The following is a 17,322-nucleotide window of genomic DNA, read 5'->3' as shown; positions in this document are numbered from 1 at the left end:
AAGGAAAAACGCATTGCCGGGAAGGTTGAGAGGACACAGAGACGTTTTCCTCTGGGAGTCGTTGTGTCTTTTTGTCTTCCTGCGGTTGATTTGCGTCATTTTCTCCAGTATAGCTTTATAATTAATTAAGAAATAAGATTTATTTTATATTTATTTTATATTATTTTTAGAATTATGCAACAAAACATAATCTGGATAAAAGGGATCTACATGGCTCCCTGACCTCATAAATTTTATGTTGGACACGTGGACGCTACTAATCATTGATGATTGTGCCGCAGATCGGAAAATTTATCGCCGATATCTTCTCAAAGATCCGCACCATTCTTACCAAATTTTAGAGGCAGACTGTGCAGAAGATGGACTGGCTTTGTGCCAAAAATTTCGCTGTGATGTGATTTTGCTTGATTTTTGCCTACCTGATATGAGTGGGTTAGAACTCTTCGATCAGCTCAAGCATGAAATATTTGAAACCTCCGTCCCCGTGATTATGTTAACAGGGCGTGGTGATGAAGAGGTGGCTGTACAAGCAATGAAACAGGGTGCTTTGGATTATTTGGTTAAGCAACACCTGACATCGGATGTATTACAAATAGCAGTCCGTAATGCCATTAAACAGTCGTATTTACAAGCCCAACTAAGTAAAATTCAGGAACGACAGCGCCTAATTGCCATGACAGCGCTGCGAATTCGTCAGTCTCTGAACCTAGAGCAAATCTTGAATACCGCTGTAGCAGAAGTACAGCAACTTCTCCAGTGCGATCGCGTGATGGTATATAAATTTGCTCCAGACGCAGGTAGTAAAATTGTTGCTTCTTCAGTTTTTTTAGGGAGTAGTGAGTGGGGAATCGGGAGTGGGACAGAAGAAGCAGAAGAAGTAGGGGGAAAAAAGTTGAGCTTGTATCACAATATTTCTTTCTCATCTCCCAGTACTCAGTACCCAGTACCCAATTCTCAATCCCCAACGCCTTACGTTTATGAACTGGGATTAAGTAATTCTATTAGCCTGAAAGAACAATTTAATACCGAAGCCAATTTAGTAGTTCCCATTAATATAAGTTATAACGGTGACCCTAATCCTCATTTGTGGGGTTTGTTGATAGCCTCTCATAATACAGAGGAACCACAATGGCATACTCATGATGCACAGATGCTGTATGAGGTTTCAGTGCAACTGGCGATCGCAATTCAACAAGCTGAATTATTAGCCCAAACTCAAGCAGCACTAAAGAAAGAAAAACAACTCAATATATTTAAATCTCAAATCATTGCTACGGTTTCCCATGAATGTCGAACACCGTTAACTTCAATTTTGGCTGCTGCATCAACTTTAGTAAAACATGGTCAACAGCTAGATGATGGTAAACAAAAAAGATTTCAATCCATCATTGAACAGAAAGCTAGGTATATGTCCAAGCTTGTGGATAATATGCTGTTGGTCAACCAATTTGAACTAGACAAAGCCAAGTTTAAACCAATGCCGCTGGATTTACTGCAATTTTTCTCTGACCTCATAGACCAAGAACGAGAAGCAGTAGGCGAAAGTCACGAATTAGTGTTTAAAATTACTGGCAATATTAAAGGATTTTGGGGCGATCGCGGACTTTTACAACAAATTTTTATAAATTTAATCTCCAACGCCATTAAATACTCCCCCGCAGGCGGTACTGTAGAATTTCACCTCATCGGTAAAGAATCACTTGTGATATTGCACATCAAAGATGAGGGAATTGGGATACCGATGGCAGATCAAAAAAACTTATTTCAATCCTTCAGTCGTGGTAGCAACGTAGACACCATTCCCGGTACAGGTTTAGGACTGGCGATCGCTAAAGCTTGTGTAGAGTTACATGGTGGCAACATCACCTTATCCAGTAAAGTAGGACAAGGAACCACATTCACCGTCAGTTTACCAAAACAACCCGGTAAGTAATTCGTAATTTAGTCATTATTCATTAGACAATTTCTTCCCCCCACTCCCAACTCCCAACTCCCCAATCACTGTGCAAGGCTTTCTCAACTTAAACAAACCCTTTGACTGGACATCTCACGACTGCGTGGCGCGGGTGCGGAAACTCTTGCGCCTCAAACGTGTGGGACATGCAGGAACATTAGATCCAGCCGCTACTGGTGTCTTACCTATTGCTTTGGGTAAAGCTACAAGATTATTACAATATTTGCCAGAAAACAAAGCCTATACAGCCACAATTCGGTTCGGTGTGCGTACCACAACTGATGATTTGCAAGGTGAAATTATTGCTTCTCAACCTTGTCCAAAATTGGATTTGGCAGATGTGAAAATAGCCTTGGCACCATTTCAAGGCAAAATTGAGCAAATACCACCTATTTATAGTGCAATTCAAGTAGATGGTAAACGCCTGTATGACTTAGCACGCAGAGGTGAAACAGTAGAAGTTCCCAAACGGATAGTAGAAATTTTTCATACAGAAATTATGGATTGGCGGGAAGGAGATTTTCCCGAATTGGATATTGCGATCGCCTGTGGTAGTGGTACATATATTAGAGCGATCGCCCGCGATTTAGGTGCAATCTTAGAAACTGGCGGGACTCTCGCCGCTTTAATCCGTACCCACAGCAGTGGTTTCAACTTAACAGACAGTCTCACCTTGACCGATTTAGAAACACAATTGCAAGCCGAGACATTTCAACCCAGTGTTCTTGATGCAGCCTTACAACATTTACCCACGCTGACATTACCAGCGACAACAGCCCAAAAATGGTGTCAGGGACAAAAAATTCCGCTGACGCTGGATTTTTCTGGTATAACCAGAGTCTACGATGACGAGGCTTGCTTTCTGGGTATTGGTAAACTACAAGATGATATATTGATACCCACAACAGTCCTAAAAAATTGATCAACACTCAAGTCTTTTGCCAATACCCAACACCTGAACCTTAAAAAAAGCACATATCTGAGAAAGTTAACAAAGTTACTCAGCGTAAAACTCCAAACATCCACTAAGCTAATTGCAGATATTTTAAATGACTTCAATCAGTGTTAGGAGTAGCTGTTATGCCGACGATTCATTTAGTGGATGGTGAAAAGGGTGGAGTAGGGAAATCTCTGCTCACCAGAACTATGATTCAATATTGTTTGGATAAAAGAATACCATTTGTACCTGTGGAGACTGATCGGTCTAATCCTGATGTAGCGGGTGTGTATAAGGGAATATGTCAGTATGCTGTGTTTACTGAAGATGAACGGCACGCCGATAAAGCTGATAAGATTTTTGAGATGGCCATGTCTAAGCCAGTGATTGTAAATTTAGCTGCACAATCCCATCGCGCCGTCAAAAGCTGGATTGAAAGAAATCAGTTACTTGAACTGGGAAGTTCTGAGGGCGTGAGTTTTTGCAAGTGGTTTGTGTCTACTGGCGGATATGATAGCCTCAACTTGTTTGCACAGTCGGTGAATAGCTACGGCGAAAAAATCCCGCATATTTTGGTGAGAAATTTAGGGTTGTGCGATGATTGGGAGCATGTTGATTCTGATGCTGCCATTCAGAATTTAGTCACACAATATAAAATCAAGGTGGTGGATTTTCCTAAGTTGTCATACAGAGAAAGAAATCTAATTGACCAACATCGTTTGACTTTTGCGGAAGCACGAGAGTATAAAGAATTTGGAGTGCTTGGTAAACAGCGGGTTGTACAATTTCTCAAATCTGCTTATGCTGCTTTTGAAAAAGTAGGGATTTGGTATGAAGAAGTTAAATAGAAAAGCTCTCAAGCTATTCCCAAGTTGAAACATCTCGTAAAACAGCCGGAATTTCCCCTTGAGATAGGGGAAACTCCAAAAAAGTTTCTTTATAACCTAAATACCCAGATTCAGCGAACGACAACAACATGCGCGCCAATGCTAACCAAACCTCTGGTTCATATTCCCAATCACGATAACGGGAAGCTCGACCAGCAATTGAACGTAACGCCCAAAAGTATGAATTTCTGACTACAGAACCCCCCTTTTTTAATTCGGGTAAGTCTTCATGGTGGAGAAAAAGTATTGTGTTTTCAATTCTGGCTCTCATATTGGCCATGCTAATTTTTATTCATTATAGGACTTACGCATTGACCAGCCACTACTGGATTTTTGTCAACAAGATAGGTAAATTTAAGTATGTCTAAATAGCACCATTTTTTAAAAGCTTTGTCAGCTGGTGTCCAGATTTTATTGATTAATCTGTCTAATCCAGTAAAGCTAATGAATATACCTGCAATCATTGCAATTCAATTTTTGATGTTTTTATTTTTACTTGAATTGCAGTAATTAAACTTAGTCTTAAAAGTCCCCAGCCAGTTGTTAAAATAAGCTAAGAGTTATATAATCTGCCTCATCTCCCCCATCTTCATTTGATGACACTTGTTTATCCACGTCGCCAACGCCAACTTGAAAGTTTAATTAGAAAGTTAGGTCTACCAACAGGATTACCCATCAAATGGGAACTGTTGGATTTAGCTTTAACTCATCCCACTGTTTCAGATTCGGCAAATTATGAACAGTTGGAGTTTGTGGGTGATGCAGTGGTACGGTTAGCTGCGGCGGTTGTGTTGTGGGAAAAATATCCAGAATGTCCAGTAGGGGATTTTGCAGCAATTCGTTCGGTGTTGGTGAGCGATCGCATTCTCGCTCAATTAGCTAGAGAATATGGTTTAGAGTTATATTTGCTAGTTGCAGGTAGTGCTACCAGTGATAAAGTTGGTCAAGAATCAAGACTAGCCGATGCCTTTGAGGCTGTTTTAGGTGCGCTTTACCTCAGTACAAATAATTTAGAATTAATTCGCCCTTGGCTAGATGATCATTTCCAAAAACTAGCCACAGAAATTCGCCTCGATCCAGCTAGACTGAATTACAAAGCGGCTCTCCAAGAATGGACACAAGCACAATTTAAAGTTTTACCTGAGTACCGAGTTGTAGAAGTTCATCAAACTAATCAAAATCAAGAGCGTTTTGCAGCTGAAGTCTGGCTACATGAAAATAAATTAGGTGCAGGAAAGGGACGCTCAATTAAAGCCGCTGAACAAGCAGCAGCTAAAGTAGCTTTTTTAGCAATTGCTAATCAGGAAAATTCCTGAACTCATAGGCAGCGTATCAGCCGAGATATGGGTAAAATGTCGGTTGTGAGTTGTTGGTAATTTTTATACCAATGACTAATAACTAATGATTTACCATGAGCGTAGCCGTAAAGCCTACGGCATAGCTGCGCTTACCGCGGTAGCGTCTCGTAGAGAAGGGCTAATGATTAATGACTAACCAAATTAAAATAGCTGTTATTGGTATTGGGCGTTGGGGAGTACATTTACTACGGATTTTTTTAGCACATCCCCAAGTGAGTGTGGTGGCCATAGTAGACCCTCATACAGAAAGGTTGGTAGCAGCGAAGCAGCAATTTAACTTGGATGAAAATATACTTTTGACTACCGAGTGGGAAGCTTTACAGCAACTACCAGAACTGACAGCAGTAGTAATTGCCACTCCAGCTACAACCCACTATGCCTTAATTAAGGACGCTCTCAAGCAGGGATACCATGTTTTGGCAGAAAAACCCCTAACTCTAGACACAGCAGAATGTCTGGAACTTTGCCAATTGGCAGAGCAGCAGCATTTAATACTCATGGTTGACCACACTTACTTATTTCATCCAGCCGTAGAGCAAGGGCAAGGTGTAGTTCAAGCAGGTCAATTAGGTGATCTGCGTTATGGTTATGCTACTCGTACCCATTTAGGGCCAGTCCGGCAAGATGTCGATGCTTTATGGGATTTAGCCATTCATGATATTGCCATCTTTAACAACTGGCTGGGTCAAGTACCAGTGAAGGTACAAGCTACAGGTACTGTATGGTTGCAAGGAAAAGGAAGTATAGGGACTGTATCAGGATTAGCAGACTTAGTGTGGGTAACACTGACATATCCAAATAACTTTCAGGCATATATTCACCTGTGCTGGCTCAACCCTGATAAACAGCGACGACTTGTGGTTGTGGGTAGCCTCGGTAGCTTGATTTTTGATGAAATGTCACCCTCATCACCTTTAACTTTGCTACATGGTGAATTTGAACATCAAGGAAATCAATTTTTGCCTGTGAATCAAAGGCGAGAGGTGTTAAAAATAGAACCCGGTGAACCTTTACAGCGGGTGTGCGATCGCTTTATTGTCAGTATGATTGAGAATACTCCTGCCAACATTTCATCTGGCTGGGTAGGCACAGAACTAGTAAAAATTCTCTCTGGTTTGACAGCATCGCTGAACCAGGGCGGACAACCTGTGTTTCTAGAATAGACTCGTGTCTGGGGACAATTTTCTACTTTTCAGTAGTTTGGTTAGCATATGCTTCTGCCGAGGGTAGAAGGGGAAGGGGCTGTTGGGGCGGTAGGAGACTCATTTCATAATTATTCTCCACAAGTGGTAGTTCAAATTTTCCCTGATCTAACTCAACTGGGTGAGATTCATTGATCCCGTGGGAATTTGGCGGAGTGTCTTCTTCATCTAACTCAACTGGGTGAGATTCATTGATCCCGTTGGAGTTAGACGGAGTGTCTTCTTCATGAGTAGCATCTGAGTTAACTTCCCCTACCGCCTCATCTCCAGTAGAGACTCCCAACTTTTGATAATCTTCTTTCTTTGTGGGAGTAGTTAATTGGTCAATATCAATCATCGGCAAAGTAATCTTGACAGTTGTACCTTGGTTAAGACCAGCACTTTCTAGAGTAATGCTACCTCCCATGAGTTCCATTAAATTTCGTGAAATCGCTAGTCCCAGTCCTGTACCTTCAACTTTGCGTGTTGTACCACCATCTACCATCACGAAGGGGCGAAATAATTTGTGCTGTTGTGCAGGTTCTATGCCTAAACCTGTATCTGTAACGGTGACTATTACTTGAGATGTTTCATAACTATCTTGTTGAATGGCTGTGGCAATGGTAATGCTGCCCTCGTCAGTAAATTTAGTGGCGTTGCCAATAATATTAATTAGTACCTGCTTCAACTTGGCGGCATCGGCCTTCACTGGTATTAAATCACTACCCAAGTCTGTTTTTAACTGCAAACCTTTTCGTTGAACATTAACTGATTGTAAATTAATTACCTCCAGGAGAACTTGGCGTAGATCAATAGGTACTGTAACTACTGAGAGTTTACCTGCTTCTATTTTGGAAATATCTAGTAGCTCGTTAATAATCCCTAGCAAGTGAATAGCTGTGTCATCGGCACGTTTGAGAAACTCAATTTCTTCTTCTCGGCTATCGCACATGCCTTCATGAACTACGCGTATACAGTTAATAATGCCATTGAGTGGGTTTCTTAACTCATGGGAAGTTGTCGCCAAAAACTGACTTTTAACTTGGTTAGCAGTTTTGGATTCTTTCCAAGCAATTTCTAGTTCTTCTGCCCAGGCTTTCAGCCTTTCCAGCATTTGGTCTATGGCTTGTGCCAGTTGATTGAACTCCCGGATGTTGAAGTCTTGGGGTACTGGTTGTGCAGCGTGGTGGCTGTGCAGGTTGAGGGCATAGTCTCGCAATTTTTCTACAGGACTCGCTAGGTAAGGAGCTAGATAAAATGATGCCAACAGACTTGCACCAATTAAACCAACTGTCAAAACGATGAGGATAAGTTTGATTTCTTCTAAACCAAACAAAGCATTATCCACAGTGGTTACAGCTAAAACTACCCATTGTTGCCCCTGCTGTTCTGTCAGAGGATCGGCAATAACTGTATAGCCAGCTACTAATTCTGGCCCTTCTTGCAAAGATAAATTGAGCGAACTACTTTGCCCAGCGATCGCATGGTTAACTATTCTTTTGAGCCTGGAACCATCTGGGTATTCTTGAATATTACGCCCTACTTGTTCTGCCACGGGATGGGCTAAAATCGTTCCGTCTCTAGCAATCACCAAGGTAGAGCCTGTTAGTGACCCTGGTTGATTACTGGTTTGCTTATACAATGTTGATTGAACACTCAAAACATACTGCAACTCTCCATTTGGAGAATAGACTGGGGCAGAAAACAACAATTGCAGTTGATTAAGCGTATGTTTTTTACCAGTTGTACCTACTTTTGGCGGTAATATTTTCTGGATATTAACTTTGTTACTCAAAGGTAAACTCTGTTGGGCAATTACTTTGTCGCCACAGGTACTGGCAATGATCTCGTTACTTTGTCGATCAGTTAATTGCAGGCACTCTATGTGAGTTGGTAGTTGTTCTGCTAGGTAAGTGAGGTATTCTTGAATTTCGGTGGCAGAACCTGACTGAAGAACTGTTGTTTGACTGATTGCTAAGAATTGAGTTTTTAGGGCTGCGATCGCATTAGCAATTTTCTCACCTTTAAAAATAGCGCTTTCTGTAAGATTCTGACGGGCAGTTTTCAACAGGCTAGACCTGGCTCTATTCAACGCCACAATCTCTCCCAATAATAAAACTGGGACAAATAAAAGCAAAATTCTTGTTACTAAAATACGTCGAAAGGATGATTGACGGGACTTAGCCATCTAGTAACTCACTTCGCATCTGTAAACCACAAAAGCACTGATATGCCATCAGAACAGCTAAAGGAGACATTTGACTAAGTTATTAAACTCGGATTGTCAATCCCCAAAAGTAAGAAAAATTGAACATATAAGCTAAAACATGCTATACCAAAACTTGTATAAGGTAGATGTGAAAGTGACTTGTGTTGCATATAGATCCAGTTATGACATTGGTAAACAGTAGCTTGCAGGTAGAGATTTTGTGCAATCAACACACTAGCAAGAAAAATATCCAGACTATCCAACCAACCCTATGATGCAACGCCGTCCTCATACCACAGTAGTTTTGGCAATGAGTGCAGATGGCAAGATAGCAGATTGTAGGCGATCGCCTGCTCGGTTTGGCTCAGGGGCTGATAAAGCGCACCTACAAGCACAAATCGCTGCCTCTGATGCCGTTTTACTAGGTGCTGGCACTCTTCGTGCCTACGGTACAACACTTACCGTATCACAAGCAATTCTGCTGCAACACCGAATGCAGGAAGGCAAGCCCGCCCAGCCGGTTCATATAGTGATTACACACTCTGCTGACTTTAATCCGGAAATTAAGTTTTTTCAACAGCCAATCGAACGTTGGTTACTAACAACAACAAAGGGAGCAAGCCTTTGGCAAGCCAGAGAAAACACACTTCAATCAACGTGGGTAAAATCCACACATGATTATCCTCCCAAATTTAATAAAATTATAGTTTTTGACACATCAACGGGCAAGGTTGACATGTCAGCGGCTTTGCAACACCTGGCATGTCTAGATATAACACGCTTGGTGGTCTTGGGAGGCGGCGAATTAGTAGCTTCTATGCTGGAATTAGATTTAATTGATGAACTCTGGCTGACAGTATGCCCATTAATTTTAGGTGGTGTCACTGCCCCCACACCAGTAGAAGGCACAGGCTTTATCTCTCAATTAGCTCCAAAATTAGAACTTCTAGAAGTTCACCAAGTTGAGCAGGAAGTATTTTTACACTATCGGCTGCAACAATCAGCAGATTAGATTACCTTATTAGAGAAATAGGGAGTAGAGAGTGGAAACAAAAGGAGACAAGAAAAATACTTCTTCATCTCCCCATCTCATCCCCCCAGTCCCTACATTCCCCTGAAAAGCCTGACAATGGTGGAACAAATTAAGCCTCACTACTCTAGCGTTTGGATCAATAAAATCGCGGAAGTGCCTCAAAGTGTTTGGGATGCTTTGGCAATACCACTCAATACGCCTTTTTTAGAATGGGATTGGCTAAATAATTTAGAAATATCCCAGAGTGCTACGGCTAAAACAGGCTGGTTACCAAATCACTTGACGCTGTGGCGAGACAGGACACTAATTGCGGCGGCGCCACTGTACTTAAAAGGTCATAGTTATGGCGAATTTGTCTTTGATCACCAATGGGCAGAGTTAGCCGAGCGCATCGGAGTCCGATATTATCCTAAATTACTAGGAATGACTCCATTTACTCCAGCTGAGGGCTATCGATTTTTAATTGCTCCGGGGGAAGATGAGGATGAAATTACAGGAATGATGGTGCATGAAATTGATGCTTTTTGTTTGAAAAATCATATTTCTGGGTGTCATTTTCTGTATGTCGATCCCCAATGGCGTCTAGTGCTGGAACGGCAAGGTTTTACAACTTGGTTACATCACAGCTACATTTGGGAAAATGTCGGGTTTAACACTTTTGATGATTACTTAGGATTATTCAACGCTAATCAACGTCGCAATATCAAGAGAGAACGTAAAGCTGTAGAAAAAGTTGGGTTACGACTACAAGCATTGACTGGTGATGAAATTCCTAAGTCTTTATTTCCTTTGATGTATCAGTTTTATGCGGATACTTGTGACAAATTCGGCTGGTGGGGTAGCAAATACTTAACTAAGCAGTTTTTTGAGCAGCTACACCATAATTATCGTCATCGAGTGTTATTTTTTGCTGCGTATCATGAGCAAGATGAGCGTCAACCTGTAGGGATGTCCTTTTGTTTGTATAAAGGCGATCGCTTATATGGGCGCTACTGGGGTAGTTTTCAAGAGATAGATTGCCTACATTTTGATGCTTGCTATTATGCACCAATTGAGTGGGCGATCGCTCACGGTATTCAAAGCTTTGATCCTGGTGCGGGAGGACGGCACAAAAAACGCCGAGGTTTTCCGGCTCTGCCTAATCACAGTCTGCACCGCTTTTACAATAATCGTTTAGAACAAATTCTCTGTTCTTATATTAGAGAAGTTAATCAATTGGAAGCAGAGGAAATGGCAGCGATTAATCAGGATTTGCCTTTCAGTAAACGTGATGATTAAGAAATTACAAAAGAAGTAGTAAGAGGATGTTTGAAAAGTTTTGCAGGGTCAAATTTTAGGCTAATCGCCTTACCATAATACGGATCATGGCAAGATAGACAAAAGTCTCCGATGTTTCGGGTAATAATTCATAGTCTCGGACTAATCGCCGACAGCCCATCAGCCATCCGAAAGTGCGCTCGACGACCCAACGTTTTTTGACCTCACCCCGCCTTTGACTTGCGTCAAAGTCTCCCCTCTCCTTGGTAAGGAAAGGGGTTGGGGGTGAGGTTTTGTATTTTATTAAATCCACATTCCTAAGCACTTCTGAGCGCTACAATCGGGTCAAGTTTAGCAGCGCGACGTGCGGGAACGACACCAAAAAATAACCCAATTCCACCAGAAACACCAACGGCTGTAGCTATGGCTATGGGAGAAATTGCCGCTTCTAAGGGAGTAACAGCTGCTACCAAAACAATCCCGCTCACCCCAACCGCAGTCCCCACTAAACCACCAATGACGGAAACAATCACCGCCTCAATCATGAATTGCAGCAAAATATCTTGCTCGTTAGCGCCAATTGCCTTTCTTAACCCGATTTCTTGGGTGCGTTCGGTGACAGAAACCAGCATAATATTCATGATGCCAATGCCACCCACAAATAATGAGATGCCGGCGATCGCAGCGAGCATAATGGTTAATGCACCTGTAATTTGACCAACGGTTTGCAACGCATCTTTTTGTGTATTGATGGTGAAATCGTCTTCTCCAGTAATTTTGTGCCGCAAACGTAGTAAATTCGTGATTTGAAACTGGGCTGCATCCACACTTTCAGCATCTGTGGCTGAGGCGACAATATAAGTTAACTCCAATCCATAGGGAGAAGTTCGCCCGACAATGCGGTTAGCCATAGTATTCAGTGGGATTAAGGCGGCTTCATCGTAATTAACACCTAAAGTTGAGCCTTTGTCCTCTAATACCCCAATAACTTGAAAGCTAGCATTTTTAATCCGCAACTGCTGACCCACAGGGTTACTATTACCAAAGAATCTTTCTGCTAAGTCTGCACCTAACACTACAACTTGGTTACTGCGCCTCATGTCTATGTCGTTGAAGAACCGTCCTGTGGCAGTTTCAAAGTCACGCACACTTAAGAAGCTGGGAGTTGTACCAATAATATTGACATTAGTGTTTTGGTTACGGTAAGTTACCACCTGCCTACTATTTAACTCAGCAGTCACAGCCGCAATAGTTGGTACTTGGCTGGCGATCGCCTGAGCATCTTCATATACTAAAGTCTTGGGTAAATCTAAAGAAATGCGCTGCGTGGCGCGATTACCGGGAATCACAAATAATACGTTTGGCCCTAAAGACTCCAACTCTTGGGCAACAAACCTTTGTCCGCCTTCACCAATACCAATCATGGCAATTACCGAAGCATTACCAATGATAATTCCCAACATCGTTAAAGCGCTACGCAACTTATTTGATAGCAGGGTTTTTCCTGCCATTTGCATACTTTCGAGGAAATTCATAAGTAATTCGTAATTTTATTGGTTGTTCTGCTGTTTGGCTCTTTCAGTGATGTAGTCTTGTGGTGGGTTGATAAAGACGCGATCGCCTTGTTGGAGTCCTTGTAAAATCTGGGTTTGGTCTTGGATTTGGGCGCCAATTGTCACTTCACGGAACTGGGGTTGATTTTTCTCATCGGCTACCAATACCCCTGTTCTGCCTTGTTCTGTGACAATGGCTACCGTTGGTAACACCAAAGCATCACTGACGCGATCGCCTAAGAAGGTTAAATCTACATTTAAGCCAGAACGCAATTCATCTATACCTGTATCTAACGCCACCCGCACCTGAAAGGATGTCACGCCTTGTTCTACTACGGCTTCGGGGGCAATTAAACGCACATTACCTTTAAATATTTGGTCGGGATAGGCATCAGCGACAATTTCTACCTGCTGTCCCTGTTTAATTCTGCCAATATCAACTTCTGGGACTTGCGCTAGCACTTCTAAACCTTTAGCAACGGCGACAATGGAACTGGAAGTAGCCGACGCACTAGTAGAAGCCGAAGTTGTGGGAGTAACAAATGCACCAACATTGGCGTATTTCTGGGTGACAATTCCTGATAAGGGCGCACGAATAACTGTATCTTGGAGCCTGACTTCTGCTGCTTGGATTTGAGCTTCCGCCCCTTTCACTGCTGCTTGACGTTGAGCAATTTCTTCTGGACGGCTGCCATTTTGCAACAGAATTAATGCGGCGCGGGCTTCAGTAACAGCAGCTTCCCTAGCTGTGATTTCCTCATTGCGGCTACCACTTTCTAATAGTGACAGTCGTTTTTGGGCTTCATCTAAACTAGCTTTTGCTCTTTGGTCTTCACTAATATACTGCTCTAATTGGTCTTGAGAAGTTGCCCCTTGCTGGGTTAATTCTCGATAGCGGTTCACCCGTGATTGGGTGAGAGTCACCTGTGCTTGGGCTGAATTTACTTGGGCTTGGGCTTGGGCAATTTCTTGGGCGCGATTCCCCGCACGGGCTTGAGCTAATTGTGCCTCTGCTTGGGCTAATCTAGCTCTAGCTTGGTCAATTTCTTGGGGACGACTCCCCGCAAGGGCTTGATCTAACTGTGCCTGTGCTTGAGCTAAATTGGCACGGTATTGCAGAATCTGTGCTTGAATATCACCCACATCCATGCGGGCGATAACTTGTCCTTGTTGGACGCGATCGCCTTGTTCCACATATAACTGTGCCACCACACCAGGGTTTTTGGGACTGATATTGACACTTTGAACAGGTACCACCTTACCACTAGCAGTAATCCGCAAAGTGACATTTTGAGCTTCCACAGGAACAGTTAATTGGCTGATATCTTGTTCACGTGATCTCTGGTTGACAAGGTGATATGTAGTAGTTGTACCGACAACGACTGAACCTGCTACTATTAACCCCATTGCCCAGCGAAAAGGATACTTGACTTTGCCAATAAAGGGAACTTCTATCTGCGTCATCATAAATAGTAGCCTGAGCCAGCAAGTGCAGAAATAAAATAACTATCCATCAACTAAACAACTAGACTGAAAATCAGCTTTATAGTTGCTTAATCTGTTTTTATACTAACTTTTAGTATTTTTTCCCGCCTTCACCTGATAGAGTGAAATCCACACCTCACCCTGAGTTTACCTATGAGTAGATTGTTCCCTGTCCTGACTCAAGCGAGGCATATGAGGTAAACAGAGTGAGGTTGTTGATGGGACTTTAGCTGGCCGCCCTCAAAGTCACACTCCGCTGCAAATTAGCTAAGGCACGATTGTAATTTAAAATAGCTGTGACTCGATTACCTTCAGCCCTGGTGAGGTCGTTTTCTGCAAAAATCACATCTGTTTGAGTACCTACACCAGCTTCAAACCTCAGCCTAGCTAAATTTAATGCTTCCCTAGCTTGATTTAAAGCCACGCTAGAAGTTTGCACATTCTCTAGATTTGATTGCAATTGAGCATAGAATTGTTCTACATCGAACCGAATTTGATCGCGCTGACTGGCAAATTGCGTTTCGGCGATCGCAATATTAATTTGTGACTGAGCTGCACTTGCTCTAGCTGCACCCCCATCAAATAAATTTAAACTACCTCTAAGTGCTATTGAATAACCATCGGTAGCACTGAATCCATCATCAAATCGATCAGCTATGTTATAGTTACCATCCACACTGATTTGTGGCCCTAGCCGTGCCAAAGCCTGTCGTCGCTGTTGTTCGGAAATATTCCGTTGTGCTAATTGTTGTGGCAATTCTGGACGGTTTTGTAATGCTTGGATAATACTTTCTTCAACCGTTGGCTGCCAAAGACCCGCTATTTGCACAGGATCTGCTGCACTGATATTGAACGACTGCGCCAAACTTAACAAAGTAGCAAACTGTCGCCGGACGATTTGTTGTCGCGCCTGAGAATTAGTTAAATCTTGTTGAGCATTAGCCAGATTTACTTGAGATTGCAGCACATCGAACCGTGTCCCGACTCCCGCCTGTTCCCTAGCTTGAGCATCCCGCAAACTAGCCTGGGCATTTTCTACAGCCGACTGATTAATTCGTACTTGTTCATCGGCTTCTTGTAAATCGTAGTATTGAGTGATGACATTCAACTCAATTTCCAAAGACCTGTTCTCCACAGAGAGTTCATCTATCCGTAACCGTTCCTCAGCTGCGCGGATGCTAGCTTGCCTACTACCAGATGTATAAATGTCATAATTTATTTGCGCTTGACCGTTGAAAGAAGTACTAGATTGAGCCGCAGTCCCAGTAAAACCTTCACCACTGTTAGTCAAATTAGTACCAAGACTAACATTAGGAAACAAAGCAGCTTGAGACTCTCTTAATGCAGACTGGCCACGCTCTAGTTCTAATATAGCTACTTGTAAATCTCGATTGTTGCGTTTTGCTAGTTCCAAAGCCTGAACCAAGGTTATGGGTTGAGTGCCCTGAATCCTCACTTCTTCTGGCTTTGTCGGAAATTGCAGTGGATTGGGACTAGGGTTGAGGAAATCGGGAACTTGTACAGCATTAGCTGGTGTTTCTACGGGAATTTGAGCATTGACGCTCTTGGCTAAAGTAGGGACAAGAAGAGCGATCGCCACGGCAACCCCGGTAAAATGCACACAGTATAAGAGAAAATTCATATTATATTTAGCACTTACGTATTGACAGATTGCTTAGATAGTGTATCGAAAAACAGGCTTTCTCTCCCAACAGATATTGGACAATCAGAGATACTGGTTAACTAGGAAAAATTACTTTCATTGGTCTATTTTAGGAATTTCATACCGTAATATCAATATTATCCAGCAAGACCTAACAGTAGTGGGCAAATCTACGATTAGAGTATGTAATATGGTTGAACTATTCATAAGCTAATTTAATCTAAAATAATCTTTATAGATGGCATAATATGACAACCTGTGTAAAATCCTCGCCGAAAAATATCCCCGTGATTTCATCCGGTGGTTATTAAATCAAGAACCGCAAACAATTGAAATATTAAAAACCGAATTGAGCATCGAACCGATACGTGCTGATGCAGTGACATTTTTGCAAACAGAATCAGCGCCAGCATTACTATCGCAGATAGTTAACAGAAATTTTAGCCAACAATTAAACCATCTTGGACGCGGATAATTCTCTTAGTTTGAGCAGCAATATCTGGTTCGTGAGTCACAATCACAATGGTAATTCCTTGCTCATTTAATTCTGTTAATAAATTCATCACATCGTGAGAAGTTTCAGTATCTAAAGCACCCGCAGGTTCATCTGCCAAAACCAATGCTGGTAGGTTAACCAAAGCACGGGCGATGGCTACTACCATAATTGTAAATAAACCCACCACATTGGTGAAGGTACTGACAATATCAGCTTGGTTAGTTAAGCGGAAATCATCAGGTTGTGGTGGATAAATATTGTGGCGTAGGCGTAAAATATTCGTCACTTGAACAAAAAAGGTTCGTGTGTACTTCAGTTGCCTATCTATAATTGGGAAAAACTCTCTCTCTTTTTCTTTTGTTTGTGTAAATTACGTCCTTTGCGGTTTGTTTATTTGGATAATTTATGCATTAAAAATCCTTGAATATTGTTATTTTGAGAATTGATGTTCTAGTTTTTAACCAGAATTTGACTTCCAAAAATCTAGAATACGAGGGATGAATACAGTTGCAACTTATGGCTGAAATCTAATTCACTGTCGTTCAAAAATAAAAATCATTGAAGCTGGTTGCAGAGTCTGGGGATGGCAAGGTTCTTGTAACTTTACTAATCGGTAATTCCTGAGATGAAACTCTGCAATCCATGATTCAATTGTCCTAAAATACCAAGGAGCAGGTTGAAACAATTCATCTGATATTCCTTGCCAAGAAGTAGAACGCCAACCATCTGCGTATGGTAAGTCATCACCTGTCATTAGAGGATGGAGTGTTTGAATAATTATTTTGCCTTGAGACTCTAGCAAACTCTGTCCCGCTTCAGCTATTTCTCCCAAGGAGCGTTCTCCCAGAATAGAAAAGTTGCAGATGAAGCAGGCGAATTGCTGAATGCTGCCAAATTTCCGTAATGGCAGATCCGAGTATGCAGATACTACAAAGCGGACATCGCCAAGAGATTTTGCTGACTCAATCAAATCAGGTGTACCATCAACTCCCCACCCATTAAACCCACGTGAGCAAAGTTCACGGCATAACCAGCCTTCACCACATCCAATATCTAAGAATGTTCTGGGTGCAAGTTCCACTACAGCTGCGACAATAGCGGCATTTGTCACCAAAGTACGACTTTTAATTTGCTGTTCACGCACTACACGTGTCCACGGTTGAGCATTCACAGCCCATGAATCAAGTAATCTTTGTTCGTTCTGGTTCATCTAAACTGAAGTTGAAATTTGAATAATTAGTATATGCTGATACAGCCAGCACTAGCGACAGTAAACTTTGCCTTTCTTCTCAAGCAGAGATCGTTTAAG

13 protein-coding genes and 3 pseudogenes are annotated in these 17,322 nt (G+C 42.1%); 7 read left to right on the top strand and 9 right to left on the bottom strand.

Features of this window, described 5'->3' with window-relative positions; translation table 11 throughout:
- Window positions 1–235: 235 nt before the first annotated feature.
- The 3 genes from ACM0OT_RS13365 (at window position 236) to ACM0OT_RS13355 (ending at window position 3,739) form a co-directional block, all read left to right on the top strand.
- Window positions 236–1,933, top strand: a complete 1,698-nt coding sequence (locus ACM0OT_RS13365; RefSeq protein ID WP_414564826.1) for an ATP-binding protein — start codon at window positions 236–238, stop codon at window positions 1,931–1,933.
- Window positions 1,934–2,003: 70 nt separating this feature from the next.
- Window positions 2,004–2,876, top strand: a complete 873-nt coding sequence (truB, locus tag ACM0OT_RS13360) for a tRNA pseudouridine(55) synthase TruB (protein ID WP_414564825.1) — start codon at window positions 2,004–2,006, stop codon at window positions 2,874–2,876.
- 158 nt (window positions 2,877–3,034) lie between these two features.
- On the top strand, window positions 3,035–3,739 hold the full coding sequence (locus tag ACM0OT_RS13355; protein WP_414541541.1) for a mobilization protein: 705 nt from the start codon (window positions 3,035–3,037) through the stop codon (window positions 3,737–3,739).
- Window positions 3,740–3,752: 13 nt separating this feature from the next.
- On the opposite strand, the gene ACM0OT_RS13350 is transcribed toward ACM0OT_RS13355, so the two are convergent.
- Window positions 3,753–4,049 carry a hypothetical protein gene (locus ACM0OT_RS13350; RefSeq protein WP_414564958.1) on the bottom strand — a complete coding sequence of 99 codons (297 nt, stop codon included), beginning with the start codon at window positions 4,047–4,049 and terminating at the stop codon, window positions 3,753–3,755.
- Between the two features lie 325 nt (window positions 4,050–4,374).
- Between ACM0OT_RS13350 and rnc the strand changes: the two genes are divergently transcribed.
- A complete protein-coding gene (gene rnc, locus ACM0OT_RS13345) occupies window positions 4,375–5,094 on the top strand; it encodes a ribonuclease III (RefSeq protein ID WP_414564824.1) in 720 nt (239 codons plus the stop codon).
- A gap of 170 nt (window positions 5,095–5,264) precedes the next feature.
- Window positions 5,265–6,299, top strand: a complete 1,035-nt coding sequence (locus ACM0OT_RS13340; RefSeq protein ID WP_414564823.1) for a Gfo/Idh/MocA family protein — start codon at window positions 5,265–5,267, stop codon at window positions 6,297–6,299.
- 22 nt (window positions 6,300–6,321) lie between these two features.
- On the opposite strand, the gene ACM0OT_RS13335 is transcribed toward ACM0OT_RS13340, so the two are convergent.
- Window positions 6,322–8,505, bottom strand: a complete 2,184-nt coding sequence (locus ACM0OT_RS13335) for a sensor histidine kinase (RefSeq protein WP_414564822.1) — start codon at window positions 8,503–8,505, stop codon at window positions 6,322–6,324.
- Window positions 8,506–8,797: 292 nt separating this feature from the next.
- Here ACM0OT_RS13335 and ACM0OT_RS13330 point away from each other — a divergent pair, with 292 nt between their 5' ends.
- Together ACM0OT_RS13330 and ACM0OT_RS13325 are read left to right on the top strand one after the other, a co-directional pair.
- On the top strand, window positions 8,798–9,538 hold the full coding sequence (locus ACM0OT_RS13330; protein ID WP_414564821.1) for a RibD family protein: 741 nt from the start codon (window positions 8,798–8,800) through the stop codon (window positions 9,536–9,538).
- Window positions 9,539–9,655: 117 nt separating this feature from the next.
- Window positions 9,656–10,837 (top strand): GNAT family N-acetyltransferase, encoded by a 1,182-nt coding sequence (locus tag ACM0OT_RS13325; protein WP_414564819.1) that lies wholly within the window; start codon window positions 9,656–9,658, stop codon window positions 10,835–10,837.
- A 55-nt stretch (window positions 10,838–10,892) separates the two neighbouring features.
- On the opposite strand, the pseudogene ACM0OT_RS13320 reads toward ACM0OT_RS13325, so the two are convergent.
- The 7 genes and pseudogenes from ACM0OT_RS13320 to ACM0OT_RS13290 form a co-directional block, all read right to left on the bottom strand.
- Window positions 10,893–11,054, bottom strand: a pseudogene (locus ACM0OT_RS13320) (transposase); the annotation flags it as partial.
- 79 nt (window positions 11,055–11,133) lie between these two features.
- Window positions 11,134–12,351, bottom strand: a complete 1,218-nt coding sequence (locus ACM0OT_RS13315; RefSeq protein WP_414564818.1) for an ABC transporter permease — start codon at window positions 12,349–12,351, stop codon at window positions 11,134–11,136.
- Window positions 12,352–12,366: 15 nt separating this feature from the next.
- The gene (locus ACM0OT_RS13310) at window positions 12,367–13,836 is read right to left on the bottom strand and encodes an efflux RND transporter periplasmic adaptor subunit (RefSeq protein ID WP_414564817.1); all 1,470 of its coding nucleotides are present in this window, start codon (window positions 13,834–13,836) and stop codon (window positions 12,367–12,369) included.
- A gap of 244 nt (window positions 13,837–14,080) precedes the next feature.
- Window positions 14,081–15,496, bottom strand: a complete 1,416-nt coding sequence (locus tag ACM0OT_RS13305; protein WP_414564816.1) for a TolC family protein — start codon at window positions 15,494–15,496, stop codon at window positions 14,081–14,083.
- 461 nt (window positions 15,497–15,957) lie between these two features.
- A pseudogene (locus ACM0OT_RS13300) lies at window positions 15,958–16,173 on the bottom strand (macrolide ABC transporter ATP-binding protein); the annotation flags it as partial.
- Window positions 16,162–16,302, bottom strand: a pseudogene (locus ACM0OT_RS13295) (ABC transporter substrate-binding protein); the annotation flags it as partial. The pseudogenes ACM0OT_RS13295 and ACM0OT_RS13300, both read right to left, overlap by 12 nt.
- A gap of 243 nt (window positions 16,303–16,545) precedes the next feature.
- Window positions 16,546–17,223: a class I SAM-dependent methyltransferase gene (locus tag ACM0OT_RS13290; RefSeq protein ID WP_414564815.1), complete on the bottom strand. Its 678-nt coding sequence runs from the start codon at window positions 17,221–17,223 to the stop codon at window positions 16,546–16,548.
- Window positions 17,224–17,322: the final 99 nt, after the last annotated feature.

Origin of the sequence: Anabaena sp. CCY 9613, from assembly GCF_963920895.1 — a bacterium.
In the GTDB taxonomy this organism is placed as follows: domain Bacteria; phylum Cyanobacteriota; class Cyanobacteriia; order Cyanobacteriales; family Nostocaceae; genus Cyanocohniella.
This window is presented reverse-complemented; position numbering and strand designations above follow the sequence as displayed.

Bases quoted from the DNA above. Each gene is read 5' to 3' on its own strand.
- rnc (WP_414564824.1), top strand. From the start codon at position 4,375: ATGACACTTGTTTATCCACGTCGCCAACGCCAACTTGAAAGTTTAATT.
- ACM0OT_RS13355 (WP_414541541.1), top strand. From the start codon at position 3,035: ATGCCGACGATTCATTTAGTGGATGGTGAAAAGGGTGGAGTAGGGAAA.
- ACM0OT_RS13330 (WP_414564821.1), top strand. From the start codon at position 8,798: ATGATGCAACGCCGTCCTCATACCACAGTAGTTTTGGCAATGAGTGCA.
- ACM0OT_RS13365 (WP_414564826.1), top strand. From the start codon at position 236: ATGTTGGACACGTGGACGCTACTAATCATTGATGATTGTGCCGCAGAT.
- ACM0OT_RS13335 (WP_414564822.1), bottom strand. From the start codon at position 8,505: ATGGCTAAGTCCCGTCAATCATCCTTTCGACGTATTTTAGTAACAAGA.
- ACM0OT_RS13290 (WP_414564815.1), bottom strand. From the start codon at position 17,223: ATGAACCAGAACGAACAAAGATTACTTGATTCATGGGCTGTGAATGCT.
- ACM0OT_RS13305 (WP_414564816.1), bottom strand. From the start codon at position 15,496: ATGAATTTTCTCTTATACTGTGTGCATTTTACCGGGGTTGCCGTGGCG.
- ACM0OT_RS13310 (WP_414564817.1), bottom strand. From the start codon at position 13,836: ATGATGACGCAGATAGAAGTTCCCTTTATTGGCAAAGTCAAGTATCCT.
- ACM0OT_RS13325 (WP_414564819.1), top strand. From the start codon at position 9,656: ATGGTGGAACAAATTAAGCCTCACTACTCTAGCGTTTGGATCAATAAA.
- ACM0OT_RS13340 (WP_414564823.1), top strand. From the start codon at position 5,265: ATGACTAACCAAATTAAAATAGCTGTTATTGGTATTGGGCGTTGGGGA.
- ACM0OT_RS13315 (WP_414564818.1), bottom strand. From the start codon at position 12,351: ATGAATTTCCTCGAAAGTATGCAAATGGCAGGAAAAACCCTGCTATCA.
- ACM0OT_RS13350 (WP_414564958.1), bottom strand. From the start codon at position 4,049: ATGAGAGCCAGAATTGAAAACACAATACTTTTTCTCCACCATGAAGAC.